The organism is Leptolyngbya iicbica LK, assembly GCF_004212215.1.
GTDB classification, from domain to species: Bacteria; Cyanobacteriota; Cyanobacteriia; order Phormidesmidales; family Phormidesmidaceae; genus Halomicronema; species Halomicronema iicbica.
This window is the reverse complement of record NZ_QVFV01000003.1, coordinates 222,333-247,475: the sequence shown is the minus strand read 5'-3', so window position 1 is coordinate 247,475 and position 25,143 is coordinate 222,333. Positions and strand designations below refer to the sequence as shown.

22 protein-coding genes and 1 tRNA gene are annotated in these 25,143 nt (G+C 57.1%); 8 read left to right on the top strand and 15 right to left on the bottom strand.

Going from position 1 to position 25,143, the window contains the following annotated elements:
- Window positions 1-66: 66 nt before the first annotated feature.
- Both ygfZ and DYY88_RS14970 read left to right on the top strand, forming a co-directional pair.
- Window positions 67-1,194 carry a CAF17-like 4Fe-4S cluster assembly/insertion protein YgfZ gene (gene ygfZ / locus DYY88_RS14975; RefSeq protein WP_242517618.1) on the top strand — a complete coding sequence of 376 codons (1,128 nt, stop codon included), beginning with the start codon at window positions 67-69 and terminating at the stop codon, window positions 1,192-1,194.
- A 491-nt stretch (window positions 1,195-1,685) separates the two neighbouring features.
- Window positions 1,686-2,978, top strand: a complete 1,293-nt coding sequence (locus DYY88_RS14970; RefSeq protein WP_165390124.1) for a sensor histidine kinase — start codon at window positions 1,686-1,688, stop codon at window positions 2,976-2,978.
- Window positions 2,979-3,427: 449 nt separating this feature from the next.
- Here DYY88_RS14970 and DYY88_RS14965 read toward each other — a convergent pair whose 3' ends face one another.
- The 7 genes from DYY88_RS14965 to DYY88_RS14935 all read right to left on the bottom strand — a co-directional run bounded on the left by DYY88_RS14965 (window position 3,428) and on the right by DYY88_RS14935 (window position 12,545).
- Window positions 3,428-4,096, bottom strand: coding sequence for a response regulator transcription factor (locus DYY88_RS14965; protein ID WP_039726965.1), 669 nt, complete (start codon window positions 4,094-4,096; stop codon window positions 3,428-3,430).
- A 5-nt stretch (window positions 4,097-4,101) separates the two neighbouring features.
- The gene (locus DYY88_RS14960; RefSeq protein WP_039726964.1) at window positions 4,102-5,544 is read right to left on the bottom strand and encodes a sensor histidine kinase; all 1,443 of its coding nucleotides are present in this window, start codon (window positions 5,542-5,544) and stop codon (window positions 4,102-4,104) included.
- A gap of 68 nt (window positions 5,545-5,612) precedes the next feature.
- A complete protein-coding gene (locus DYY88_RS14955) occupies window positions 5,613-6,644 on the bottom strand; it encodes a phosphotransferase family protein (RefSeq protein ID WP_039726962.1) in 1,032 nt (343 codons plus the stop codon).
- A gap of 14 nt (window positions 6,645-6,658) precedes the next feature.
- Window positions 6,659-8,533, bottom strand: coding sequence for an ABC transporter ATP-binding protein (locus tag DYY88_RS14950; protein ID WP_044151219.1), 1,875 nt, complete (start codon window positions 8,531-8,533; stop codon window positions 6,659-6,661).
- A gap of 79 nt (window positions 8,534-8,612) precedes the next feature.
- Window positions 8,613-9,830 (bottom strand): glycosyltransferase family 4 protein, encoded by a 1,218-nt coding sequence (locus tag DYY88_RS14945; RefSeq protein WP_063776179.1) that lies wholly within the window; start codon window positions 9,828-9,830, stop codon window positions 8,613-8,615.
- A 5-nt stretch (window positions 9,831-9,835) separates the two neighbouring features.
- Window positions 9,836-11,095 (bottom strand): glycosyltransferase family 4 protein, encoded by a 1,260-nt coding sequence (locus DYY88_RS14940; protein ID WP_039726961.1) that lies wholly within the window; start codon window positions 11,093-11,095, stop codon window positions 9,836-9,838.
- A 169-nt stretch (window positions 11,096-11,264) separates the two neighbouring features.
- On the bottom strand, window positions 11,265-12,545 hold the full coding sequence (locus DYY88_RS14935) for a glycosyltransferase family protein (protein ID WP_236146354.1): 1,281 nt from the start codon (window positions 12,543-12,545) through the stop codon (window positions 11,265-11,267).
- Between the two features lie 34 nt (window positions 12,546-12,579).
- Here DYY88_RS14935 and DYY88_RS24225 point away from each other — a divergent pair, with 34 nt between their 5' ends.
- Complete coding sequence (locus DYY88_RS24225) at window positions 12,580-12,726, top strand: hypothetical protein (protein WP_165390123.1); 147 nt, start codon at window positions 12,580-12,582, stop codon at window positions 12,724-12,726.
- A 241-nt stretch (window positions 12,727-12,967) separates the two neighbouring features.
- Here DYY88_RS24225 and DYY88_RS14930 read toward each other — a convergent pair whose 3' ends face one another.
- Window positions 12,968-13,612 carry a dioxygenase family protein gene (locus tag DYY88_RS14930; protein ID WP_072041325.1) on the bottom strand — a complete coding sequence of 215 codons (645 nt, stop codon included), beginning with the start codon at window positions 13,610-13,612 and terminating at the stop codon, window positions 12,968-12,970.
- Window positions 13,613-13,957: 345 nt separating this feature from the next.
- On the opposite strand from DYY88_RS14930, the gene DYY88_RS14925 reads away from it, so the two are divergent.
- The 3 genes from DYY88_RS14925 to DYY88_RS14915 all read left to right on the top strand — a co-directional run bounded on the left by DYY88_RS14925 (window position 13,958) and on the right by DYY88_RS14915 (window position 15,903).
- A complete protein-coding gene (locus DYY88_RS14925) occupies window positions 13,958-14,752 on the top strand; it encodes a YdcF family protein (RefSeq protein WP_039726959.1) in 795 nt (264 codons plus the stop codon).
- Between the two features lie 312 nt (window positions 14,753-15,064).
- A complete protein-coding gene (locus DYY88_RS14920) occupies window positions 15,065-15,526 on the top strand; it encodes a VOC family protein (RefSeq protein WP_039726958.1) in 462 nt (153 codons plus the stop codon).
- Window positions 15,527-15,663: 137 nt separating this feature from the next.
- A complete protein-coding gene (locus DYY88_RS14915; protein ID WP_039726956.1) occupies window positions 15,664-15,903 on the top strand; it encodes a hypothetical protein in 240 nt (79 codons plus the stop codon).
- 136 nt (window positions 15,904-16,039) lie between these two features.
- Here DYY88_RS14915 and DYY88_RS14910 read toward each other — a convergent pair whose 3' ends face one another.
- Window positions 16,040-16,525, bottom strand: coding sequence for an allophycocyanin subunit alpha-B (locus tag DYY88_RS14910; protein ID WP_039726955.1), 486 nt, complete (start codon window positions 16,523-16,525; stop codon window positions 16,040-16,042).
- A gap of 144 nt (window positions 16,526-16,669) precedes the next feature.
- On the opposite strand from DYY88_RS14910, the gene DYY88_RS14905 reads away from it, so the two are divergent.
- Entirely contained in the window at window positions 16,670-16,897 is a 228-nt protein-coding gene (locus DYY88_RS14905) for a hypothetical protein (RefSeq protein ID WP_201279001.1), read from the top strand.
- 32 nt (window positions 16,898-16,929) lie between these two features.
- Here the strand turns inward: DYY88_RS14905 and DYY88_RS14900 are convergent, their stop codons facing one another.
- The 4 genes from DYY88_RS14900 to egtC all read right to left on the bottom strand — a co-directional run bounded on the left by DYY88_RS14900 (window position 16,930) and on the right by egtC (window position 21,758).
- Window positions 16,930-18,429, bottom strand: coding sequence for an aminotransferase class I/II-fold pyridoxal phosphate-dependent enzyme (locus DYY88_RS14900; protein WP_039726951.1), 1,500 nt, complete (start codon window positions 18,427-18,429; stop codon window positions 16,930-16,932).
- Window positions 18,430-18,578: 149 nt separating this feature from the next.
- On the bottom strand, window positions 18,579-19,637 hold the full coding sequence (gene egtD / locus DYY88_RS14895) for an L-histidine N(alpha)-methyltransferase (protein ID WP_084607064.1): 1,059 nt from the start codon (window positions 19,635-19,637) through the stop codon (window positions 18,579-18,581).
- Between the two features lie 68 nt (window positions 19,638-19,705).
- Window positions 19,706-20,995, bottom strand: coding sequence for an SUMF1/EgtB/PvdO family nonheme iron enzyme (locus tag DYY88_RS14890; protein ID WP_039726950.1), 1,290 nt, complete (start codon window positions 20,993-20,995; stop codon window positions 19,706-19,708).
- Entirely contained in the window at window positions 20,961-21,758 is a 798-nt protein-coding gene (egtC, locus tag DYY88_RS14885; protein ID WP_039726948.1) for an ergothioneine biosynthesis protein EgtC, read from the bottom strand. The genes DYY88_RS14890 and egtC overlap by 35 nt, the downstream gene beginning before the upstream one ends.
- Before the next feature lie 304 nt (window positions 21,759-22,062).
- Between egtC and DYY88_RS14880 the strand changes: the two genes are divergently transcribed.
- A tRNA-Gly gene (locus DYY88_RS14880) sits at window positions 22,063-22,133 on the top strand.
- 95 nt (window positions 22,134-22,228) lie between these two features.
- Here DYY88_RS14880 and DYY88_RS14875 read toward each other — a convergent pair.
- Together DYY88_RS14875 and DYY88_RS14870 are read right to left on the bottom strand one after the other, a co-directional pair.
- Window positions 22,229-23,641: an SLC5/6 family protein gene (locus DYY88_RS14875; RefSeq protein ID WP_039726946.1), complete on the bottom strand. Its 1,413-nt coding sequence runs from the start codon at window positions 23,639-23,641 to the stop codon at window positions 22,229-22,231.
- Window positions 23,642-23,751: 110 nt separating this feature from the next.
- Entirely contained in the window at window positions 23,752-24,594 is an 843-nt protein-coding gene (locus DYY88_RS14870) for a metallophosphoesterase family protein (protein WP_207223346.1), read from the bottom strand.
- Window positions 24,595-25,143: the final 549 nt, after the last annotated feature.

Here is a 25,143-nt window from a genome sequence, read left to right as displayed (position 1 = left end):
TAAAAGCTTGCGGATGCGGTCACCCTTGGGCCTTGCAGGATCGCTTTGAGTCGACAGTGAATTGAGATGGCGGTTCGCCAAAACCCTTTCTGCAACGGTATAGTCGGGACGGCGATCAGCGAAGAAGTGGTCATGACGATGGGCAACGCATTGCAGGATTTACAAACCAACCAAGGGGCTGTGTTTGCAGAGGAGCTCTCGGTGCCAGTGACCTTTGGCAATGATGCAGCGGCGTTAGCCGCCGCGCAGTCTGGGGTGGCAGTGTGCGATCGCTCCCACTGGGGCCGCATTCGGGTGTCAGACAGCGATCGCCTGCGCTTTCTGCACAACCAAACCACCAATCAGATGCAGCAATTGCAGCCGGGGCAAGGATGCGACACAGTATTTGTCACCTCCACTGGGCGCACGATCGACTTAGTCACCGCCTATGTCGATGCTGATTCAGTCCTGCTGCTCACCTCACCGGGACAGGCGGAACCCTTGATGCAATGGATGGATCGCTACATTTTCTTTGCCGACAAAGTCAAACTCACCGATGAAACAGCCACCACCGTGGCATTTACAATAATCGGGCCAGACAGCCCAGCGCTCTTGGCTCAACTAGGGCTGTCAGAGCTGGCGACAGCTCCCGATCACAGCCATCAAGTGGCGACGATCGCAGGCGTTGAGGTGCAGGTGGCCAACGGGAGTGGTCTGGCGCTGCCGGGCTTTACGCTGATAGCGGCCGCAGACGCGGGTGGCCCCCTGTGGTCCGCGCTCACCGATGCTGGAGCCGTGCCGCTGGGCGATCGCGGGTGGCAAACGCTGCGAGTTGAGCAGGGGCGACCACTGCCCGGCACCGAACTCACCGATGACTACAACCCTCTCGAAGCAGCGCTCTGGCAAGCCATCTCCTTCGACAAAGGGTGCTACATCGGGCAAGAAACCATTGCGCGATTGCAAACCTATCAAGGCGTCAAGCAACAGCTTTGGGGGCTCCAGCTGGCCGCCCCAGTGGCACCGGACACCCCGATCATGGTGGAGGGCAACAAGGTGGGCGTGGTCACAAGTTGTGTGCCCACCGCCGAGGGCGCGATCGCCTTAGGTTACATTCGCACCAAGGCGGGCGGCTTGGGATTGTCGGTGACAGTAGACAATCAGTCAGCCACAGTGGTCGATCTACCCTTTGCCAGTCGCGGTTATTTAGCAACTTAGTAACATCACTAGCTGAGCAAATTGAGGCTTTTTTTGATGCCAACGGCAACACCGACGTGACGCATTCGACGCCACTTTGCAGCGACTGACGGTGAGTTTCTATGGTGGTCATTACATTAATTCACAGAAACAGGATACTTTTTTCAGATGCAGGCAAGATAGGCTGTTAGAGCTAGCTTGTTTGATGCTAAAGATGATTTTTTTAAATTCATTAAGCCTCAAACAGGGTGTCTGTGTTCCTGTTTTGCCTCCCAAATTGTCGCCGCTGGGCAAAGCTCTCCCCAACGGCATAGGGCATTAGCCACTTTAAAGTGATGTCATATCACTGCTATGCCTTGAGTTGTGTTTGAGCACCGTCGTCACAGGTTCCTGTCTTTATGGATCACAGGATTGAGCAGATTTCAACGATTTTTTTACCGTCCATTCAAGTTTCACCCCGCAGCTTTAAAAGGCAAATTGAGACAGTTTTGGAAGCACTGGCACAACTCAATATGTCAGTCACTTTATTTGCCAAACTGCCGCGTGGCAAGAGCTGGTGGCTGGATTTACAGCACTATCGTCAGGCCATCAACCCTGCACCAGAGATCTTTTTGTGGGTGCGTGACGCCACTGATATTCCGGCTTGGCAGCAACCGATTCTCATCCCCGATGCCGCCCCAATGCAGGGAGAATATTTTGTTTTGGGAATTTCTGACACGGTTGCATTTTGGCTCCATGGCGATCGCGAAGCAACCCCTACCAACATCAACGATGAAGCCTCGGAGTCAACTGTGGCCGGCGTTGAGGACGAAACTTTGCCCATCGTCAACTATCGCCTGACGTTTCAAACGGGCCTCATTCAAGACTTTGTGACCGACCTCAAGCAGTCATTGCACAGCAGTGTGCAGCAGCAGCCCGAGCAGCCCATTGTGACCGCATTGTTGGCTCAGTGGGGCGATCGCACCCGCTTACCCCAACAGTGTCATCCTGCCCTGTTTGATGCCGTGGCGCAGCAAGCTGGCAGCCATCAAGAACGGTTGCAACGCCAGGCGCGGTCATACCGTCGGCAAGCCATGACCGCATCTAGCCTGTCAACGCAAAACGAGTCGTTGATGAATACATTGCGGTTAAAAGATGACTTTCTCAATACAGTGGGACAAGAGTTACGCACCCCGCTTTCCAGCATCAAAACGGCGCTACCGCTCTTGTCTTCCCCGAATCTAAAGCCCCCGCAGCGGCAGCGCTATCTAGACATGATTAGTCGTGAGTGCGATCGCCAGGTCAACCTCATCAACGGCGTGTTGGAACTCCTGCAAATCGAACGCACCGTGATGACCGCTCAGCCCGAGCCCGTCAACTTATTTGACGTCTTGCCTGGGGTGGTCAGCACCTATCAACCTTTAGCGCAAGAAAAGGGCATTCGGTTGGCTTATACCGTACCCAACAACTTGCCTCCCATCTGCTGCCCCGAAAATTGGGTGCGGCAAATTGTCATTCAACTGCTCAGCAACAGTATCCGGTTTACTGAGCCGGGGGGCGAGGTCTGGGTCACGGCGCAGCCCGATGAAGAAGAGTTTCTGACGATTAGTATCAAAGATACCGGGGTCGGGATTCCCCAAAATGAGCTGCCCCATGTGTTTGAGCACTTTTATCAAGGTCGCCAGGCCAGCGGCATAGAAGAAGGCGTGGGCCTGGGGTTAGCGATCGTGCGGCAACTCCTGGTGTACTGCGACGGCCAAATCAGCGTCGAGAGTCAGCCCGATGTGGGGACCCATTTCATCGTCAAGCTGCCCTTACACAGCTAAGCAGTCGATCGCGGTATCAGTGCCAGCGGCGGCAGTCTCTAAGGAATTGGAATTAAATTAAGTGTGAACAGCCGTCTCGGCTGTTCAAGAGCAGGCAAGATGTCTGCCAGACAAAACTTGGATTTTATAAAATCCTGATTCCTAAGTGGGCGTCTTGGCGACCTTCGGTGAGGCAGTATTTGAGATTCGCCCAGTTCGATGACGAGACATTGGACGATCGCTGTCAGGCGGCGTTGGTAATTGATTTGGCGGGTGGTGGTGATAGCGGTAGGGTTCATGGCAGAAATCCTCTGCGGTCGGGAGATCGCAGTGATATCGCGCTGTCGGGCAGGGTTCTAGAGCATGGGGATGTCCGGAGCGATTACGCGGCGCTATATGATCGACGGCATGCCAGTGCCAATGTTGTGGTTGTTTCAACTGAACGTGGCCAGCTACCAGCTATCCCTGGACTAGGTGAGCATGCGGTAGCCCATGCCCCGCACGGTTTCGATGCAGCGATCGCCCAGCTTTTTGCGCAAATAGCCGACATACACATCCACAATGTTGGAGCCAGGGTCGTAATCGTAGCCCCACACGCGATCGAGCAACTGTTCGCGGCTGAGGACCTGACCGGCATGGCGCATGAAAGTTTCGGTCAGGGCAAACTCGCGGGCAGAGAGCTCGACGATCTGACCAGATACCTGGACACGGTGGGTCAGTTGATCTAGCTCGATCGCCCCAATGGTCAGCAGATGGTCGTTGGGTGTGGTCTGGGGCTGGGCGTTGCGCAAACGAGCCTTGATGCGGGCGAGTAGTTCTTCAAAGCGGAAGGGCTTAGTGACGTAATCGTCCGCTCCGGCGGCAAAGCCATCCAACTTGTCGTGGATGTCATCTCTGGCGGTGAGAATGATGATGGGCTGGCCAAAGCCTTGGCCACGCAGTTCATTCAGCAACATCATGCCGTCTTGGTCGGGCAGGCCCAAGTCGAGAATGATCAAGTCGAAGTCGCCGTCCAGGGCCAAATTCCTCGCTTGAGCGGCATCGGGGGCATGGGTCGTGGTGAAGCCGTTGGCCTGCAATCCTTTGGCTAAGAATGAGACAATGCGGGGTTCGTCTTCCACGATCAAGATGCGACTCATGCTGGCTAGTCCGGAGGTGGCAGGTAAGGTAACACCAGGGTAAAGGTCGCGCCCTGACCAGGATGACTGGTGAGCGTGACGTCGCCATTGTGGGCAATGGCAATGGCCTGCACGATCGCAAGGCCGAGGCCGGTACCTTCGGGATGAGGGTGACGGCTATGCCCCCGCACAAAGCGCTCAAAAATCCGTTGCTGGTCGGCGGGGTCGATGCCTTCGCCCGTATCTTTGACCCAAAGATAAATCCGCCCCTGGCGCAATGCGGATCCAAGCATAATCGTATCGCTGGGGTCGGTATGGTGAATCGCGTTTTGTGCCAGATTGACAATCGCCTCCGTCAGGCGTTGACGATCGCCCACAAACTGCCCCGTTCCCAGCGCGTCTAGCCGCCAGTGGCGATCGCCCAAAGTGGTGATTTTGGTCAACAGTTCTTCGGTAAACAGCGTCAGATCAATGGTGGCAGGGGTCAAAAAGTCCGGACGTTCCGCCTTGGCCAGCAGCATCAGTTCGTTGATAAAGCGGCTCATGCGATCGAGCTCATCCAGCACAATATCCAGAGTTTCCTGCTGCTCATCAGAGGTGGAACCGATGAGCTCTAAGTGACCGCGAATAATCGTCATCGGTGTGCGCAGTTCGTGTCCCACATCGTTGAGCAACTGCCGCTGGCTGTTAAAGGTGGCCTCGAGACGATCCATCATGTCATTGAAGGTGATGGCCAGTTCCGCAATGTCGCCGCTCCCCCGGACAGGAATCCGCTCAGTCAGGTTGGCATCACTGATGGAACGAGCGGTTTGGCTCAGTAATCGCAGAGGGGCAAGGACTTTACCTGCCGCCAGCCAGGCTAAGAGGGAAGCGATCGCCAGCACGCTCAACGACACCTGCGTCACCGTTTGCACCGCTTCGTTCACCTCGTCCCGTTCGCCCGTTGTTAGATAGGCCACCACGAAGATATCTTCCCCCCGCGCCGTCTCCACACTAGACGACAACTCTGAATTGGGGCGGATCGGCTCAGCCTGGTACAGAATGTTGCCCTCAGAGGTCACAGCAATGCCCTGTCGGGGCTGGCTCAGCCTCGCCCAACGTTGCATCAAAGCCCCATCGGGCTGAAGCGCCGGCGGCAGCGCCAAGGAACTCGCCCGGTAAAATTCGCCATCCACAATCGCAATTAAATATTCGTCATCTTCCGGAATATTGCGCGATAAAAAAACATCAACAATCGCTTCTACGTCATCTTGAAAGGGTTGCCCAGTTTGGGGATTATTGCCTGCCCGAAGTTGATGAAACTCCTCGATTTCGAGCTGCATGGATTGTTGAATGCGATCTTCAAGCTTGGCAAACAAAACCTGCCGAATCACTAGCACCGAAGTCACACTGGACAGCGTCATCAGGGCTAGAGACCAAATCAAAATGCGGGTACGCGCCACGCCGAGAAATTGCCAGTTATATGCCAAAGATTTCAACCACAGAACTTCGCAACAATAGATATTAAAAGCTTTAGCGATTTGCGATGCGGTCTCTCTCAAGGTTCTCGCAATGGCTGGAGTCGAGTTTCGCAGAGGGTCAGCATTGCTGCCGTTAAATGACGGCGGGACGGAATGCGGGTGCTGATGTGAATGTGCCGCACCAGGCTCAATAGAGTGTAATGGGCGATCGCCCGCCGCAGGTGGTTTTCATGGAACCCTTCTGCCGCTTGTATATAGGCATCCCGAAAGGCCGTTTCCTGGGCACTCATGGTCGCCGGATCCCCAGTTTCTCGCAGACTTTGCTCGGTGAGGTGGGCGATGAAGTTGCCGATGTCGAGGGCGGGATCTCCCTGACAGCAAAGGTCGAGGTCGACGAGCCAGAGGCGATCTCGGTCGACAAGAATCTGGTCGGGGTAGAAGTCGCGGTGGATCAGAGCGGGGGAATGGGGGGATGGGGAGGTGGGTGGGTGGGTGAGGTGGGTGGGTGAGGGAGCAGGGGGGCGGGGGAGCAGGGGGGCAGCGAGAGTGTCGCAGGTTTGGAGGAGGGTGGTGAGGCGCGATCGCAGTTGGGGATGTTGGTCGGCGACGAGGGGCAGGCGATCGTGGAGGATGCGGAGTTCGTCTGTGAGGGTGTGGTTTTTGGGGGTGGGGATGGGGGTGTGATGGAGTTTGCGGGCCAGGGCGGCGATGCGGCGGGCGAGGGGAATCCCGGCAGCGGTGGGCAGAATTTCCGTTACGGGTACACCGGGAACGCGACGTTGAAGCCCCATGTGCCAGTCGGGGATGACGCCGAGGGGTTCGGGGACGGAGCAGCGATCGAGACTGTCTGCTGCCCAGCCGGCATTCCAGAGGGCTTGTTGGATGTTGTAGCTGTGCCAGTCGGTGCCTTTAGCACGAATTTTCCCCAGGATGCTGAGAGGGCCGTCTGAGGTTTCGAGCTGGTACTCGATCAGGGCACGGCGTCCGGGCTTATGACGGATCAGCATGGCGGCGGTGACTCGCCGCAAGTTAGGGATGATGGTTTGGAGGTGCGTCCAGGACTGGTGGCGATCTAGGGTGTCAGATAGGAAGGGGATTTTGGAATCCATAATGAAGTCACCGATTAAAGGGACCGGGTGCCTTGTGGATATTGCCGAGAAACTTCAGGGTGATCAGACCGGCACCCGGTCCCTAAGGCCGCTTGCATGCTAAACAAAGCAGCATAAGAACCGTTTTGGCGGATCAACTCCCGGTGGGTGCCCTGTTCTAATACCTGTCCCTGTTCCAAATACAGAATGAGATCGCTCTGGGTGGCCAAGTGTAGATCGTGGGTAATCAAAAACGTGGTGCGGTTTTGGGAGAGCTTGCGCAGGGCATCCACCACCGCCTGTTCGTTAGCCTTGTCGAGCCCCGTGGTGGGTTCATCCAAAATCAAGATGGGGGTGCGGCGGATGGTGGCGCGGGCGATCGCAATTCGCTGTCGCTGCCCACCGGAAAGGGTTGCTCCCCGTTCCCCCACTACGGTGTCGTAGCCCTGGGGTAAGGCGGTGATGAACTCGTGGGCATTAGCTAACTTTGCAGCCGCTTCGATTTCGCGATCGCTGACCCCGGCGATGCCGTAGGCGATGTTTTCACGAATGGTGGCGGCAAATAGCAGGCTCTCCTGCAGCACCACGCTGATTTGGGGGCGCAGGCTGTTCAGGGTGTAGTCGCGGATGTCGCGCCCGTCGATCAGCACTCGTCCTGCGGTGGGGTCGTAAAGCCGCAACAGCAGACTCATCAGGGTAGATTTGCCGCTGCCGGAAGGCCCAACTACTGCCACCTGTTGCCCCGGTTGAACTGAGAGCGAAATCCCCTTCAGCACATGATGTCCCGGTTCGTAGGCGAAGTGGAGATTTTCCAGCTCTACAGCTCCTCTGAAAATAGGAGCAGGCTGGGCATGGGGCAGGTCATCCACCTCCGGGGTTTGCTCCAACACATTCAGAATGCGCTCCCCAGAAGCGGCGGCTTTAGCCAGACGTCCGGTGTATTTGGCGAAGTTCTGCACGGGTTTGAAGGCGTTCTTCAGATAGGTCATAAACACCAGCACGTCTCCCGGCGTCAGGGCATCCTGAAGCACCAGCCGGGCACCGTACCACAGCACCAGGGCGGTTCCCAGGGCAATCAGCACATCTACCGTGCGCTCCAGGTGGGCCGCAAGGCGTTTGGTGGCGACGCTGTCTTCCAGGCTGCGACGATTTTGCTGGGCAAAGACATCGGCAAAGGCATTTTCCAACGACAACGCCTGCACCAGCTTGATCGCCGCCAGGGACTCAGCCGCCGTCGCCGCCACGGCTCCTTCCTGCTGCCGCTGCTGGTAAGAGGCGTGACGAATCCGCTGGCTGAACCGGGTCGCTGCCAGCCAAAACAGGGGAAACGTCACCAGAGAAAGCAGGGTCAGCTTCCAATCCAGCCAAGCCATGACGATGACCATGCCCGTCAGGGTGAGAATGCTGTTCACCAGAGGCAGGGCGGCGGTTAGCAAGATTTCCTGCAGGCGGCTGGCATCGCTGCTGACCCGAATAATCAAATCCCCGCTGCGGGCCTGGTGGTGATAACCCAGAGAAAGCCGTTGCAGGTGGCGATAGATGCGATCGCGCACCCGCATCATTACCCGACTGCTCACGATCGCGAGGCTGACGGTACTCCAGTAGGCGGCCACTGCCCGCAGCCCTGTAATCGCCACGATACCGACCACCGCCACCGTTAACACCAGCACCGGATCGAGGCGCTCTAGCCAGGGGGACAACCCGCGCCCTTGCGGAGCCGGAATCAGCACGTAGTCAAAAATCACCTTTAGGGGCCAGGGTTCTAGCACCCGCAGACCCACCTCGGTCAGCAGGGCAATGCCCGACACCAGCAGTAGCGGCCACTGGGGGCGAATATCGGGCCAAAACTGGCGCCCCACACGCCCTAGACCGGGGATCACTTGTTGCATCGGAGCCGTTCGTTTCTTCATCTCAAATTGCCTGGGTAAACCATTCCCTCACGGGAGGGGGTGACCGGAGGGCGGGTTGGGTCGTAAAACCTGGGTAAACTCACCCCTGCCCCTCCGGAAGAGGGATGCGCCGGTCTCTGGGAGATGATTTGGGGTGTTCTGGGGCTGCTGGCCCAAAGGCCATCGCCAAAATTTGCTCGGCCACTGTGTCCCAGGTGTGGTGGGCCAGAATGTACTGCCGCCCAGCCGTGCCCAGCCGTTGCCGCAATTCGGGCGATCGCTCCAGGTGCGCCAGCGCCGCTGTCAAGGCTACGGCATCGCCAGGAGGACACAGCCACCCCGTTTCACCGTGGGTAATCAAATGGGCTAACTGACCAATATCGCTGGCCACCACGGGCAGCCCCGCCGCCAGGTATTCCACCACCTTGAGGGGTGAAAAGTAGAAGTCGAGATCGGCGGGATAGGGGGCAACGGCCACGTCCATCGACGCCAGCAGCGAAGGAATTTGCTCCGGGGAGACCGCACCAGTGAGGTGAGTCCAGGGCAAGAGATCCCGCTGGGCCAGGTCGGTGGTGAGGGCGTCTCGTTCGGGACCATCGCCCACGATCAGCAGTCGCGCCTGGGGCACTTGTTGGCGCAGTTGGGCAAAGGCGTCAACCAGGTGGCTGAGGCCATGCCAGGGCTTGAGAGAACCCACAAAGCCGACGGTAAAGGTGGCAGGGTCTGGGGCGATCGCGGGGGATAAGGCCTCGACAAAGCGATGATGGTTGACCCCGTTGGGGATCACCCGCACCTTGTCGGTGATGCCCCAGCGGCTCAGATACGCCTTGATTTCTGCGGAGACGGCCACAATGCCCCTGGCGGCATTAAATGCGAGATCGGCCACCTGTTCCGCCTGTTCTCGGTGTACTAGCCCCCGATGGGTGGCCTGTTCTGCAATCAGGGGGGCGTTGACTTCGAGCAGGCCGGGAATTCCCTGGGCCTGGGCAAATTTCATGGCGCTGTAGCTCCAGAGGGCGTAGCGCTCGTAGATCAGGTCAAAGGGGCCGTTGACTGCTAGCTCAATCTGCAAATCAGGATTACTGGCGAGGGCGACCTGTTCCCTCAAGGCGGTGTCGCCTTTGGGGACAGGGGGCAACGGATGGACCTTCACGTCCGCCAGATCCGCCGGGGGATGATCACCCCAGCGCACGGCAAACAGATCGACGGTGGCTCCCTGGTGGCGAAAGGCACGAATCACCTCTTGCACATGGATGGAGCAGCCCTTCTGGCCGAAGACGGGAATGCCAGGATCGGCGCAGACGTAGGCGATACGCATTCGGTTCAAACCTCCTGGAGTGCGGCGGCGGCGGCCCTAGAGTGAAAGCACGCTCGCAGTGCAGCCGCATTGCGGGTGATGTCGAAGTCGGCTTCGATTAGGTGGCGGGCTTGGGTGGCGATCGCGGTTCTCAGATCTGGCTGGGTGAGCAGGGTTTGCAGCGCGATCGCGAGTCCCTCAGCATCCCGCTGAGCCACCAGCAGCCCCGTTTCCCCATCGCGAATGATTTCGGGAATGCCCGTCACGTCAGTGGCGACGCAGGGAGTACCCAGAGCCATCGACTCCAGCAGGGCGGTGGGTAGGCCATCCCGGTTGCCGTCACTGCCGATTACATAAGGCGCAGCAAATACGGCGGCTTGCTGCATTAGTTCAAACACTTCTCCCTGGGGACGGGGACCGACAATTTCCACCCAGTCGTTGAGGTGTAGGGCAGTGATGCGCGATCGCAACTCCCCCTCCATCGGCCCCGTGCCTACAATCTGGCAGGTAAACTCACAGCCCCACTGCTTGAGCAGGGCACAGGCGTCAATCAGGTGGGTCAGTCCTTTCTTTTCCACCAGGCGACAGACGGAAAGAATGCGGGGCGATCGCTGAGTGGGCGGCTGATAGTGCAGTTCTCCCAAGTCCATACCGTTATAGATGCAGCGCACTTGGTCAGCATCGCGGCCAAACCGCTGCTGCAAATGGGCCACGTTGTAGTCGCTGACGGTAATCACCGTGGCCGCAGCCCGCAGCTTGCGCCGCAGGTCTTCCGGCTCCACATCCTGGTGAAAAATATCCTTAGCGTGGGCCGTAAAGGTGTAGGGCACATCGGCAAAGTGGGCCGCCAATCGGGTCACACTGGTAGCAATACTGCCAAAGTGAGCGTGCAGATGGGTAATGCCCCGCTGCCGAATTTCCTGAGCCAGCCACGCCGCCTGATACACCACACTGGTGCGTTCTCCGGCGGCATCCCCTAGCTTTGCCCAAAGGCTCGGCATTACCTTGGCGGCTTCTTGCAGCTCTGCCCAGAAATATGTGCCGGAATTTGGGGTCAGGGTGTTGACCGACGGATTCATGCGGCCTTGGGCCGGCTTTCTCAAATAGGTGACGGGGGCACGCACCCGTGCAATCTTGTCTTGAAAGTGGGTGTCGGCGGGAGGGCGCAGAGCGAAAATGTGCAGGTCTAGGCCGGCGGCTTCGTGGGCGAGAATTTCGTTGACGATGAACGTTTCTGAATAGCGGGGATAACGTTTGACAATGTAGGCAATTTTTGGGGAAGGCATGGGTGGGTGTGAGGGTGGATGGGTGAGGTGAATGGGTTTTTGAATTTTGAATTTTGAGTATTGAATTCCGTATCCAATTCAGCACTCAAAACTGGTTCAGGAGAATTGTAGGGTGCTGTTAGGTGAAGCCGTAACGCACCACTCGCCAAAGTTTCAATGTGTCACTGATTCAGGAGGCGTGGACGGCGACGGGGGCGGTAGACAGTAGATGTTGCATTTCTGTCAGCAAATTATCCAGACCGTTGAGGTTAACCGAAGGGCTATCGCTGATGGCATTCACAGGCTGATGCAGCCAGGTGGTCAAGGCATCGGGGCAGAGGTACTCAGGATGGAGGACATCGATCAGTCCACGTTGCTGCAACCGTTCAGCCCGAATCCACTGCTCCTGGCGAGGGACGATACGGGGCACCAGCAGGGCCGGCTTTTGGAAAGACAGAATTTCACAGGTCGTGTTGTAGCCGCCCATGGCGATTACGCGACTGGCCTGTTCAAGCAGCAGGGTGGGTTCTTCGAGGTAATCCACTAGGTGCAGTTGGGGATTTTGTGACGCTCGCTTCATCAACCTCTGCTGCACCTCGGGGGGCATGAAAGGGCCCGTCAACAAGACACCAGTCATACCGTCAGGAAAAGTGACCTGGGCAAAGGCCTGGGCCAATGCCGAGCCATCCTGGCCGCCCCCCACAGCGCATACCACCAGATTGTCCTGGGGCAGGTTCAGCCGTTCCAGGCCAGACCGTACCTGGGGCCGCACATACTTCAGGCGATCGCGCTGGTTGAGATAGCCGAGGGACCGTATCTTAGCGATGATATCGGCGGGCAAACCATATTCTTGCCGCAGGTCATACAGGTCGGGGTCGCCGTAAATCCAAATCGCGTCGTAGTAATGGCGCAGAGCGGTACAGTTATCGGCCCGTCGCCAGTCACGCCGCACCGCTTCCGGTGTATCCAGGACATCCCGCAGGCCCAACACACAGCGCATGTGGGGCTGAGAGCGAACATATTCCAACGTCGGATCTAACTCGCGTTTCGCACCTCGGGGCACGTTGTCCACAATCAGCACGTCGGGCTGAAAGTTTTTGACGGTCGTGCGGATGATCTGCGATCGCAGGCCAATCATCTCTTCTAGGGCCAGTCCTAGCCGCCGGGCTTGATACTGCCCGTCGGCGCGTTTTTCTAAGGCGGGTAGCGTGAGACAGTCTACCCCGGGGGGGGTGGGCATGTCGCTGGCGTCCCGCATGCCGCTGATCATTAAAATATCGGCCTGGATGTCAGCACTCCCAAGGGTTTGGGCAATCAGCAGGTTACGGCGCTTGTGGCCCAAGCCCATGGTGTCGTGGGAGTAGAGCACAATCCGCGATCGCTGGCTTTTAGGCGAGGGACGGGGCACCGCATCGGGTTCGGAGGGTACCGCCGCCAGCGGCGGGGGCGATGAATCCTGTGGCGAATGCAAGACAGACGTAGCGAGGGAAGGTGAGGACGAGGAAATGAAAACCAAGGAAAGCTCCTTTACGGCTCAGGCGATAGACGCATCTCGGGGAGGAATGCTGCGGGTGTCTCTCAGTCAAACCAGCGTGAGGGAAGACTTTAGCCACGAAACCGACCAACAGCCACCGGGCAACATAGGGAGCTGATCCCAGTATCCCCGAAGTCCCAGACCGACACCGACAACTGGTTAAGCCTGGGTTAAGTATCTTATAGAATGCGGATCCTCTTTAAAGCTGACGTGAAGGGTTCATGAGAACGTTTTCATCTCAAAGTTCCCGCAGCCAGCTAGCTATTCCTGTATCTCTGAAGAGTCGTTGGAGTTGCCCCGCACCGCCACCACTCCAGCCTTAGCAAACAAAATTTCTCCCAATGCTAAAACCGTTGTCGTTAGACATTCCTCGCTAGCACAAAGTTGAACTGAGCCTGGAGGCGCTCTCCACTGTTGTCAACCGACATCAGTAGTTCAGGCTGATACAGAAAATCGCCCTCGTTTAATGGTTCGGCAGGGAAGTAGAGTTGCGTCGTGAGTGTGGCATATGTTTCAGACTTGATCCGCACGTGAATGTGGCGCGTTCGTCCCGGATAGATGCCAGGGGCGATCGTCTCTAATTGATAGCGCCCCTCAGCATCCGAGAACTGCTGCCCGCGAAAGGTAAATCCGGAGTTGTCGTATTCGCCTTGGGCATTCGTATGCCAAAACTCCAGGGCCGCCCCAGCGATCGGCTGACAGTTTGTAGATAGCACCTGGCCCGTGAGCATGATCGGCGTGCCAGTGAACCCTGGCTCTAGCAGCGAGGTACGCTCAGGAGAATTGAGCCGATAGAACGGTCCAGAGGTTTGTGGCGGTGTGGGGGCATCACCGCAAGCCGGAGTGGCCGGTAAGTTCTGGGCTGAGGCCAACGGTTCAGTTGTCCTTAAAGACGACTCTGTGAAGCGAGGACGACAGGCCGCTAAAGCCCAAGAGCCCAGGAAAAACGGTCCGGTTTTGAGCAGCACTCGGCGGCTATGGCGGACGCTTCTCGACAGTGACATGGTCAGGCTTCTCCTTAGACGCTGATACATCCTAATCTGCCCTCAATTGCGCGTTCGACACTTTCAGGCCACAAGGGGTACTTAAAGCATTCTAAGCACCGGGTCATCGAGTTTTACAGACAACCAGATGCCCCGGTGCTTTGAGCACGGTGGATGGATCGGGCGCTGAGTGAAGTCAGGTGAGGCCGAGGAGGCGGTTCCCTGACCACTATCTGCTTATTTTGATGGAGTAGAGAGGGTACCGTCTCCTGTTCGTGGACTGTAGCGGAAGCAGCATCGCACACTCAGTTTTCAAATGCAGAGGCGGAACCTGCCAAAATAGCGGTGGCGCGATGGGAAAACCGGATGTTTCTATTTTTGTCCAAGCTGCTGCCGTTGCTGGTCTATCCTCTCGGTTTGGCAAGTGTGCTGATGGCGGTAACGGTATGGGGCATCTGGCGCAAGCGACAGCGATTGGCGATGGCGAGCACGATCGCAGCATTTATAGTTCTCTGGGCGGGTAGCAATGCCTGGGTCGCCACTCGCCTTATGCAATCTCTAGAGTGGCAAAACTTGCCGCCCACGCCCATGCCAACCGCCGATGCCATCGTCGTGTTGGGAGGCTGCACTCGTGCCGCCGATGCCCCTCGCCCCTGGGTGGATGTCAACGAAGCGGGCGATCGCGTGCTGCATGGCGCTCAACTGTATAACGCGGGAAAAGCTCCCAAACTTATTCTCAGTGGGGGACGCATTGAATGGAAGGGCGGTGGCCCGCCGGAAGCCGAGGATATGGCCCAAATTGCTGTAGCGATGGGAGTACCGAAGACCGACATCATTACTGAACCCACCTCCCTGAACACCTATCAAAATGCCGTGAACGTGAAAGCGATTTTGCAGCAAGAAGGGATCGAACGAATTTTGCTGGTGACCTCAGCGATGCACATGCCGCGATCGCTGGCGATCTTTCAAAAGCAGGGGATTGACGCGATCGCGGCCCCCACCGATTTCCAAATCTCAGAACGGCGCGTGGCCGAAGTCAGCGGTACCCGGCAGGCCATTTTGCTGAGTTTGCTACCCGATGCTTACAACCTGCAGGATGTCAGTCGAGCGATGAAAGAATACCTGGGACTCCTGATTTATCGGCTGCGAGGCTGGCTGTAGGCATATCCTCCGGCATTGAAAAACAGGATGTTTCTTCCTTGTTCAGCAACATGAGGATGCCTGGAGCTAGCAGCCCTTAGGAATTGGAATTAAATTAAGTGTGAACAGCCGTCTCGGCTGTTCAAGAGCAGGCAAGATGCTTGTCCGACAAAACTTGGATTTTATAAAATCCTGATTCCTTAGCGATTCTAGGATTCCTGGATTAGACGCACAACAAGACACAATCATTGATCAAGAGCACCGTTAGAAACAGCAACAACTACCTCTGGCAAGATGCGATAGGGTACTAGCAATTGCATTCTGTCTGGACTGATGACCCATTCTGCGATCGCCTCCACCCCCGCGATTCCCACTGGCGCGTTGCGTCGCGTTCATCACTATGCGCTGAATGTACAAGATATGGCGCGATCGCGGCAGTTTTACGGGCAAGTTTTAGGGCTGCATGAGTTGCAGGGGGCCGAAGTCCCAGAAACGCTAAAAGAATTGGTAGCGCAGGGCAAAGTCGCCAACTTTCGCACCCCTGATGGCACGATTCTCGATTTGTTTGGCGAGCCGGATTTAGTGCCGCCCCATCCTGACCCCACCCAGCAGTTTACGCGAGCGAATCATCTGGCATTTGACATTGCCCCCGATCAATTTGACCCGGCGGTAGAGGCGCTCAAGGCCCAGAACGTGCAGATTGATCACGGACCTGTGAGTCGCCCGACGGGCCGGGGTATTTATTTCTACGATCCCGATGGATTTTTATTAGAGATTCGCTGTGATCCGGCGTAAACCTGGAGAACCGTGTATGCCCGCCCCATTAGTGAGTGGTCTGATTCACCAGAGCGATCGCTCCTGCAAATACCCAGCATCCGCATTTTTCAACAGTTACCGTCTCATTAAAATCTCACTCAAGTAAGGAGTACACCATGGAAATTGAACGTTCAGGTCAACATGAACTATCCGCTGAGGAGCAAGCTCATCTTAAAAAGTTGCGGCAGTTAGTGGAATCAGCCCTGGCAGATGGCAAATTTTCTGAGGCCGAACTCCAATCCGTGCGAGCCATGATCCACGCGGATAATCAGGTGACGCCCGAAGAACTCCGCACAATTCGCTCAACCGTGCGGGAAATGCTGGGGGATGCCGCGCTGGAATACGACTGGAGTTAGGCGATCGCCAACATGACCAGCGTCCTTCATCGCTACACGGCCCAAACAAATACCACTGGCACATCCGATGCGGTCATCGGGTTTGCCAGTGGTATTTGTCAAAGTCGCTATTGATGGTCAACCAGCTTAGTTGAGCCTATGACATCGCTTGGATGATGTAGTCAAAGTAAGGCTCAGCTTCACTCGCTTCTTCTGCCGACAGCAGGCCGAGAGAAGCATCTTTGAGACAGCGAATCGCGTCGGCCATCCCCGGAACGGGAACATCAAGGGCGTTGTACATTTCCCGAACCCCCACCAGACCAATGCTCTCAATGGGGTCTTTGTCACCCGCAATGATGCCGTAGGTCACCAAGCGCAAGTACCAGCCATAATCGCGCAGGCACAGAGCTCGCTGCTTTTGGCCAAAGGCATTCCCACCAGGGGCAATGTAGTCGGGGTGCAAGGCCCACAGTTCTTTGCTGGCCTTATCAACAATTTTCTTTTCGTTCTCAGATAGAGTCTGAGCGATTTGCATGCGACGCTCACCTGTTGAGAGGTAAGTCTCGATGCTTTTGAGCTCGCCAATGGTGGGATAGCGCAGCTCATCATCGGCGTTCAAAATGACTTGGCTAACTACAGACATATTTTTTATAAAAACTGGGATGGATGACTGCTCAACATTGATAGTGTACAGAGTTCAGTCTTCTCAGGAAAGGAATTCGTAGTCTGTGTAACGGCTTTGAAGGATTTTCGCAGCATTTTGCCACTGAAATGTTTACACTTCTTTATGAAGTCGTTCATAGTTCTCGACACGATGGGTAAGCGCACTCCTCAATCGGGGCTCTCGTCTTGGGAAGAGGCTCCAGCCCTCGATGAGCTTGTGGTGGATAAACGTCCGACCAAGCGGGCGGGCCGAGCCAAGGCCAGACGGCGCGATCGCCGTTACGAAAACCGTCTGCTCCGCACCACTCTCGACATTACCCCTGACCTCGATGAGCTGCTCTCCGATGAGTAGACAGCAGTAGCGACAGGCGATTGCCGCGCCCGTCAACCAGAATAATGGGCAGATCCTGAATGAATCACCCGCACCGTCTGCCAGGTGTCGTCGGGATTACCCGTGATCACGCCCCCCGCTTGATGAATCTGCTGCAGGGTCGCGATCGCGGCGGCGGTCATCCGTTCCCCCGCCAGCACGAGGGGAATGCCGGGGGGATAGGGACAGAGAGCATCGGCGGCAATCTGCCCAGCGGCTTGCTCTAGGGGCACTGCGATCGCGCGCGCGAAAAAAGCCTCGCGGGGTGTCAGCGGGGGCTGAGACAGTTGGCTCGGGGAGGCAAAGTCAGGTAATGCCGGGACAGAGATGCCATCTTGCCCTCGCAGGTGCTCAGCTTGCCGGACGAGTGCGGCGAAGGCAGCGGCTAAGCGATCGCCGTCCTCAGGCCGATTGCCCAAGCTGAGGATAAACGCCAACTGTCTCAGGGTCGGGAGTTCGGCGGTGACGTGCTGCTGCTCGTGTAAGAACTCATCGGCAGCGAAGCCGGTGAGGCCCAGACCCGAAACATCAACTACCAAACGAGTGGGATCTAGCCGAAAATCATAGGTTTCAGCAGGCAAGTGGGCGGGAGATAACACGGTGACAGTCGTCAGCGGTTGCAGATCGGAACGAATCTGTTGAGCGATCGCCAGCGTTTGCCCCAGCAGGTCTGTCCCCTCCATCGCGAGTTGCTGACGGGCGGCATCCAGTGAGGCCAGCAGCAGATAGTTGGGACTGGTGGACTGGGTCAGTTGCAGCGCTTGGCGGAGGCGATCGCGGTTGACTCGCTGACCTTGCACATGCAGCATCGAAGCCTGAGTCATCGCTCCTAAGGTTTTGTGGGTGGATTGAACCACGATGTCGGCCCCGGCGGCGATCGCGCCCTGCGGTAAATCAGGATGCCAGCCCAGATGCGCTCCGTGGGCTTCATCCACAATCAGCACTGCATTGTGTTGATGCACACAACGGGCGATCGCGGCGATATCCACACAGACGCCGTGGTAACTGGGCGACACCACCACCACCGTTTGAATATCGGGATAGGCCTGGAAGGCCTGCTCAATCTGCGCAACGGTGACGCCAAACGCCAAATCCCAGCGGTCATCGTGCAGCGGCGCGAGATAAATCGGTGCCGCCCCCGCCAACACCAATCCAGCGAACACCGACTGGTGGGCATTGCGGGGAATGAGCACCTGGCTACCAGGCTCACTGACTGCCAGTAACGCCGCCTCCAGCCCACAGGTCGAACCGTTGGCTAAAAAATAGGTAGCTTCAGCCCCAAAGGCTTGGGCCGCGAGCTCCTGGGCAGCCGCGATCGCTCCGGTGGGGGCAAACAGATTATCCAGTTCGGGCAATTCTGGCAGATCTGCTTGCAGTCCCCTTCCCACCAGCGCTTGTAGAGCTGGGGATGCGCCTTGCCCACGCTTGTGCCCCGGCGCATAAAAAGCCGCGTGGTCACGCTGGGCAGCTGTCGTCAATGCCGTGAGCAATGGCGTGGCGGTCTGAGGGTACATTTCGGGTGGAGTCACAGTCGGCGATCGAGCTGCACCGGATGCGGTGATCGCACCGGACGCAGCTAAGGAATTAGGATTTTATAAAATTCAAGTTTTGGTGTGCAGACATCTTCTGCACTTGGACAGCCGTCTCGGCTGTCCACACATCATTAAATCCCCATTCCTAAGGACTGTTTTTGACACAGCAGGAGGGCAAACTGTCGGCGCTCATCAGTGAACACTTGACGGACAGCCAGGTCAAAGGCCAACAGTTCTTGCGCCAACACCTCGGTGTCAAATTTCCGCGAAATCTCACTAAACAGCCGTTCTCCCTGGGCGAACTCGACGGTCAGGTTCAGGGCTTGCAGGGTGATGGTTTGCGCCGTCAGGCTTTCGATGTACATTTCGACCTGGCGATCGCCCTCGTTGTAGAACGACACATGACGAAATTGGCTCAGGTCAAAATTGCCGTCAAACCGCCAGTTGAGGTGTTGCAGCATATTTAAGTTAAACGCCGCACTGAGTCCCTGCGAGTCGTTGTAGGCGGCCTCTAGCGTGGCGGTATCTTTGTGCAAATCGACCCCGAGTAAAAAGTAGTCGCCGTCGGTTAAGGCTTGACTGACGTGTTGAAAGAAGTGCTGCTCGGGTTCGGGGGCCAAATTGCCCAAGGTGCTGCCAATAAAGGCGATGAGGCGGCGGGGCGAGTCGGTGGGGGGGAGCGCCTGCAAGGCCTGGTCATAGGTGCTCACCAAACCATGCACCGTGAGATTGTCATATTCGGTGAGCAGGGCTTGGGCACTGGTTTCGAGCATGGTGCCGCTGACATCGACGGGCACGTAGCGCAATGGCAACCCTCGCTGCTGATAAGCATTGAACAACAAGCGAGTTTTGCTGGCGCTGCCGCTACCCAGTTCCACCAGGTCGCACGGCCCGACCGTATCGGCGATCGCCCCCGCATAGGTGGCTAAAATTTCCCGTTCGGTGCGCGTCAGATAATATTCCGGCAGTTCGGTAATTTGCTCAAAGAGTTCCGACCCTCGGGCATCGTAAAAATATTTGGGTGGCAGGGCCTTGTGAGGTTGAGAAAGGCCCACAATCACGTCTTGACCGGCGACGGTCGCTACTGCCTCAGTGGGAGCCATGCGGTTTTCAACAATCAGGCGATCGCCCATTGCCTGACCATCAGGACGGTTAGACTTTGGACGAATGGAGGGAGAAGGAACTGGCATAGAGATTCAGAATTCGGCAAGGGCTGAAGTCGCCCCAACGTATTTTGACATTGCCAGCTGAGAATAGCCTATGCACTTAAGGCACATCTGAAACCAGCAAAGACTTGCTGCACACCGGGCTGATACCAATTGCGAAACGTGGGACGCAAAACCCACGGGCGGGTAGCCCAACTGCCGCCCCGCAGAACGCGATGGGCTCGGTCAAAATACACCTGCGAATACTCGCGATAGGGAAAGGCCTCAAACCCTGGATAGCAGTCAAACCAGGTGTTGGTCCATTCCCAGACGTTGCCCAATAAGTCGTCGCAGCCCGTGGGGCTACGCCCCGCCGCAAACTGACCCACCGGCGTCACGCCGCCATGGCGACTGTCAAAATTGCCGTGGCGATCGCTCACAGCATCCTCCCCCCAGGGCCAGGATTGCAGCGTTTGCGTGCCGGGATGCCAGCGAGCAGCCCGTTCCCACTGGGCCTCGGTGGGTAGGCGCTTGCCCACAAAACAGGCATAGGCGTCGGCCTCGTACCAACTGACGCCACAGACAGGCGCTTGGGGTTCATCGTTTTGCCAATAGAGGGGCTGGGTAATGTCGTACCGATGTCGCCAGATCCAACCCTCGGGATGCCACCACTGACTGTTGTGATAGCCGCCCGCCGCGATAAATTTGGCGTACTCTTCGACGGTGACCGGGGTGCGATCAATCCAAAAATCCTCGACCTCAACTGAGTGGGGCGATCGCTCATTATCCAGCGTGTCAATGCTGTCACCCCCCATCACAAATTCCCCCCCAGGGACGAAGACCATCTCGGTGGTCGACGCGGCCTCTAAAACGGGCAGTGGGGACGAGGGAAACACCTCGGTGGGTGCCTGAGCATGGGTCTGCGGCCAGCGATGCAGGGTTAATAGATAAGTGGCCGTTTCGACGTGTTGGCTTTCATGCTGCAAGAGCCAGCGCCAGAGCCGCAGTTGATGCCCCAGGGGCACCTGATCCAAAAAGGCGAGGGTGCGATCGCGGATGTCGGCCATGTAGGCCAGAATGGTCGGCAAATCCGGTAGATTTTCCCGCTCGGCTTTGGGCAGTCCATCCGCCGCAAACAACTTTTGATATTGCGGATAGGGGCAGGGCGATCGCTGCAACCGTTCCAGCAGCCACAGCGACTCGGTGAAGGCAATGTGCCCCAGGTGCCAGCCGATGGGACTAAAGTCCGGGTGCGCTTGTCGCCGAAATTCCTTCACTGCGGCGAGATCTTGCGCCAGACGAAGCGTGCTGGCCCGGCAAGCAAGCATGTCGGCTCGCAGTTGTTGTCGCTGCTCGGCTCGCGACAGTTTAGAGGCTACCGATGGCGTGGTACTGGAGATCACAGTTAGCGTTGACAGTAAACAACGAATTCTCTTCTAAGGGTGCCCAAGGGGCTGCAAACAATGGCTCTGAGGCCACTACGACTGCGTTGGGAAGTTGCAAATTGTTACCTAGCCAGTATAAAGAGGGAGCGGCCCCATGGGAGGCGAATCGGGACCCGACCAGAGTTCGGCCATCGCTGATCAAAACGTTGGCAGCGACGGGAGTGTCATATTGTCGCGCCAACGTGAGCAGTTGCTTTAAGGCCGTGCCTAACGCCGCCACTGGATTGGGAGATTCAGGCGCTGCCAGCGCCGTCAGCACTAAGCCCCAAATGTGCTCGGAGTCGGTGTTGCCGTGAATGGCGGCATACACGCGATCGCTCATCAACTGGCGCATGGGGCGATACAGCGTTTCCCGAAAGTTTTTGATGTAACCATTGTGGGCAAACAACCACTGGCCCGACTGAAACGGCTGACAGTTACTGATATCTACCCCCTGCCCTGGGGTCGCGCTACGCACATAGGCCAGGGCACAGTCCGTGGTGATGTAGCGACACAATGGCTCCACATTGGGGTCGTTCCACATGGGCAGCACATTGCGATAAGTAAACGGCTCCGCCGCTGCGCCCCCGCCGTACCACCCAAAGCCAAAGCCGTCAGCATTCAACAGCGCCACCTCCAACTCCTGCGGCGCATAGGACTGCACCATGAGGGAGTGAGGCGGTTGCAGCAACAGCGAGTCGAGGGCGATCGCGGGCCCCACATAGCCCAAAAGACGACACATACGCTAGTCAGAAACCCGATTTTTGGAACATCAGTTGAATTCGTAAGGCCATCTTCTCATGTGAAACCGGCTTTCTCGGGGCCGTTGATCAGCGATCGCGATCCCATCACTGGATGGTGCTTCAGCTTTAGTAGTGGCAGTTGATTGTTGAGAGAACCTCACCGCCTGCGGCACCCCTCTTTGGCAAGGATAGGCTCATACAGACTCCGGTTCTTCTCCACACGAGGGCAAGGGCCTTCTGCCGCCCAACCTCAACTCCGGTGATCAACGCAAAGGTGGTTTATGCTAATCTGGTATTCGCTTTGCGGGTGTAGTTTAGTGGTAAAACCTTAGCCTTCCAAGCTAATGATGGGGGTTCGATTCCCCCCACCCGCTTTAATACCGATATTCAGAACTCCGGCTTCTCAAAGAAGTCGGAGTTTTTTAATGGCATCCCCACGATCTCATTCTCCACTGAGGGCACTGGGCGATTAGCGATCGCGGCGACCCCACCAGGCCCCAATTAAGTAGCCTGCGGTACAGAGTAGCAACCCGTACACATTCACGCCCAAATCCAGCGCATACTTGCCGCCCCCCAGACTCAGCCAGGTGGGAAAAATTTGGGTGCTCAAAGCACTTTCCAGCACCCGCAATACCCCAAAGAACAGCCCCGGCCAAAAGGCGAGGTGAAAACTCAAGGCCCCGGCTCCGGGTAAGAACGCGAGGAGAAAGATCGGGGCGAGGCCCATGACCATGGTGCCGCTGATAGTGGTGGCCATGATGATGGCGGGGCCGAGCTGATCGCCCATGTAAATGCTGAGCAGCGGCACGTTGCCCAGGAGGGCGATCGCGACAATCCACCACCGCCCGATGAACGCTTGATTTTCGGTCGGTTGGCCTTTGCGGTTGTCCCAATCTCGCGCCCCCAATTTGGCCACACTAGAAAAGGTGGAATCGAGGGTCGAGCCCGCGCTGGTGAGCATGATGGCGTTAAACACCAGCAGCATGGGCAGGCCAAACAGTGCCGGGACGGTGTAGCTCGGTGCGCCTTCCACCCCAAAGGCACGGGCATAAAGCCCGACGGAACTGAACAGCAGAATGAAACCGCCGCTGATGAGTCCGGCCCAGATAAAGGCTTTGACCATGGTGCGCGGTCCTGTAATGAAGGCGCGATCGGTCATCACCGGATCATGGAAGGGGTAGCTAAAAATTTGCACAAAGGCCAGCCCACAAAAGGTCAACCCGGCCAGGCGCGTTTCGGGATCAGCGGTTGGCAGCCCTTGGCTTACGAGCCCCGGTCCCAAGGTGGCGAGAATTACGACGAGCAGCACAGCCGCGAGCAGCATTTGGGCGCCATCGGTCAGCAGGCTACTGCGCAAGCCGCCCAGCAGGGTATAAAACACGGTGAACGCGGTGACGATCAGCGCGGCTAACCAATAACCGGCGCTGCCCTCGGCCCCAAAGTAGAGGGAAAACACCTTGGTGTTAGACCACACTTCGTTCAGCAGGCGAATGGCGATCGCAATTAAAAACAACCGCGAACAGAGCAAGCCATATTTACTGGACAAAAACTCGGGAATGGAGCGATAGCCCCCTCGGGTGCGAATGAAATAGAGGGCGATCGCAGCGGTGACAAAACTCAGATAGTAGATGCTGTAGCCGATGCCGCCCAAGATGCCAAAGGCATTACCCAGCGTGGCCGCATTGTCGATAGATTTAGCAAAAATCCAGGAAATGGCAGCGCTGGCAACGAGGAGCCACATCCCCGGCGCTTTGCCGCTGCTGGACTGGCCTTCAAAAAATTCGGGAGCGGTGACCCGCTGGGGGGTGGTCTGGCGCACCAAGTAGAAAATGAGGCCGCCATAGCCCGCCAGCAAGGCCCAAGTCAGGGTGGTGATGAACATAAGCAGAGAATCGTGAAATCAGACGAACACTAAAAAACGGTTGCGCGATCGCACCGAGTCAACCCAAACGGTCGCAGCCAAGGCATCAGGCTACCTTAATCGCCCCTGGTTTACGACCGCTGGGGCACGGGGAGCCGCGATCGCACTCGCCGTTCAGCCTCGGGCAAAATTTCCGCGCAGGTGGTCCAAATGCCTGTGAGCAGCGATTGCTGAAATTCCGTCGGCAGCCCCTCGCGGGCCATCGCTGCCACGACGGGTTGAGGATCGTAGGAGAGAGGCACAATTTCAGGGCGGGCGATCGCGGCGGCCCTCGGCCAGCGCAGTTCAGCAAAATAGACGTGGGGTTGCCCTTCATGGGCGGGTCGCCCCAGCACCCCTACATTGCACCAAAAGCCTTGGGCTACTTGGCGCACCCAGGGAATGCCCGTATGCGTCGCGAAGATGCCGTCGACCGCAAATCGGTCTAACCAACTGGCGATCCACGAGTCGGCAGTGTCCGATTCCCACACAAACTCGTTCACCACGTCGGGACTGCCGTGGCACAGCAAAAAAGCGCGATCGCGCCACCGCAAGCGAATCAACTGCGGCAGCGTTTGCAACCACTGGCGATGAGTTGGGGCCGTATGGGCATAAGTGTAGTCATAGCTGATTTGGGCAAATTCGCGATCGCGGGGGTCGGTATAGCCGCAGCCACAGTCGCGATCGCCGTCGCCAATGGCCTGGTCATAATTGCCCTGCACACAAATTACCGCCGCCTGTCGTAGCAGTTCCAAAGTGCGATTGGGGAAGGGGCCAAAGCCGCCCATATCGCCCAAACAAAAGCGATAATCCACCCCGGCCGTGCGGTCTAAAAACGCAGCCACCGCCCCAAAGTTACTGTAAGGGCCACCACACAGGGCGATGCGATCGCACACTGCGGGAATGTCAAGCTCGATGGTTCTCAAATCCTTCACTCGTAACGCGATTGGTAATGATGGACACAGCCCCACCGTGAGGCTGCATAATTGATTGGGCTTACCTTGCCAGATAACCCTGAGGATTACCTGAGAAAAGCGCCGACACAACCTTAAGGCATGCCAAAGCTGTAAATTAACCAGCCCAATCCAGGCACCCGGTCCCTCTCAGTCAACCCGATAGATTGATGGCTTCACCAAGGGACCGGGTGCCTTCTACCGGTAGAGATACCCAAGTTTCATGGTTAAAAGAGGCGGCTATTTGAAGTGTGCGTCGTCAGAGCACGAGAGTGGTTGTAGATCGATCCAGAAAATGAGGGACAGCTTTAGTAGGGTGGGCCTTGCCCACCTTCAACTCTATATAGGTTGATAGGTTGGGCATGCCAAACCCCAACGCTTTAGATGTTGTGACCCACAGCGGAGCGGTTTAAACTCTGCTCAGACCAATCTATTTCATACAATCAATCTAGGGTGCAATGGGACGAGACCTGCATCGTCCGGAGTTTTTAGACGCTCGGCTGTAGAGTGAGCCATGCTGACGCCACCGCT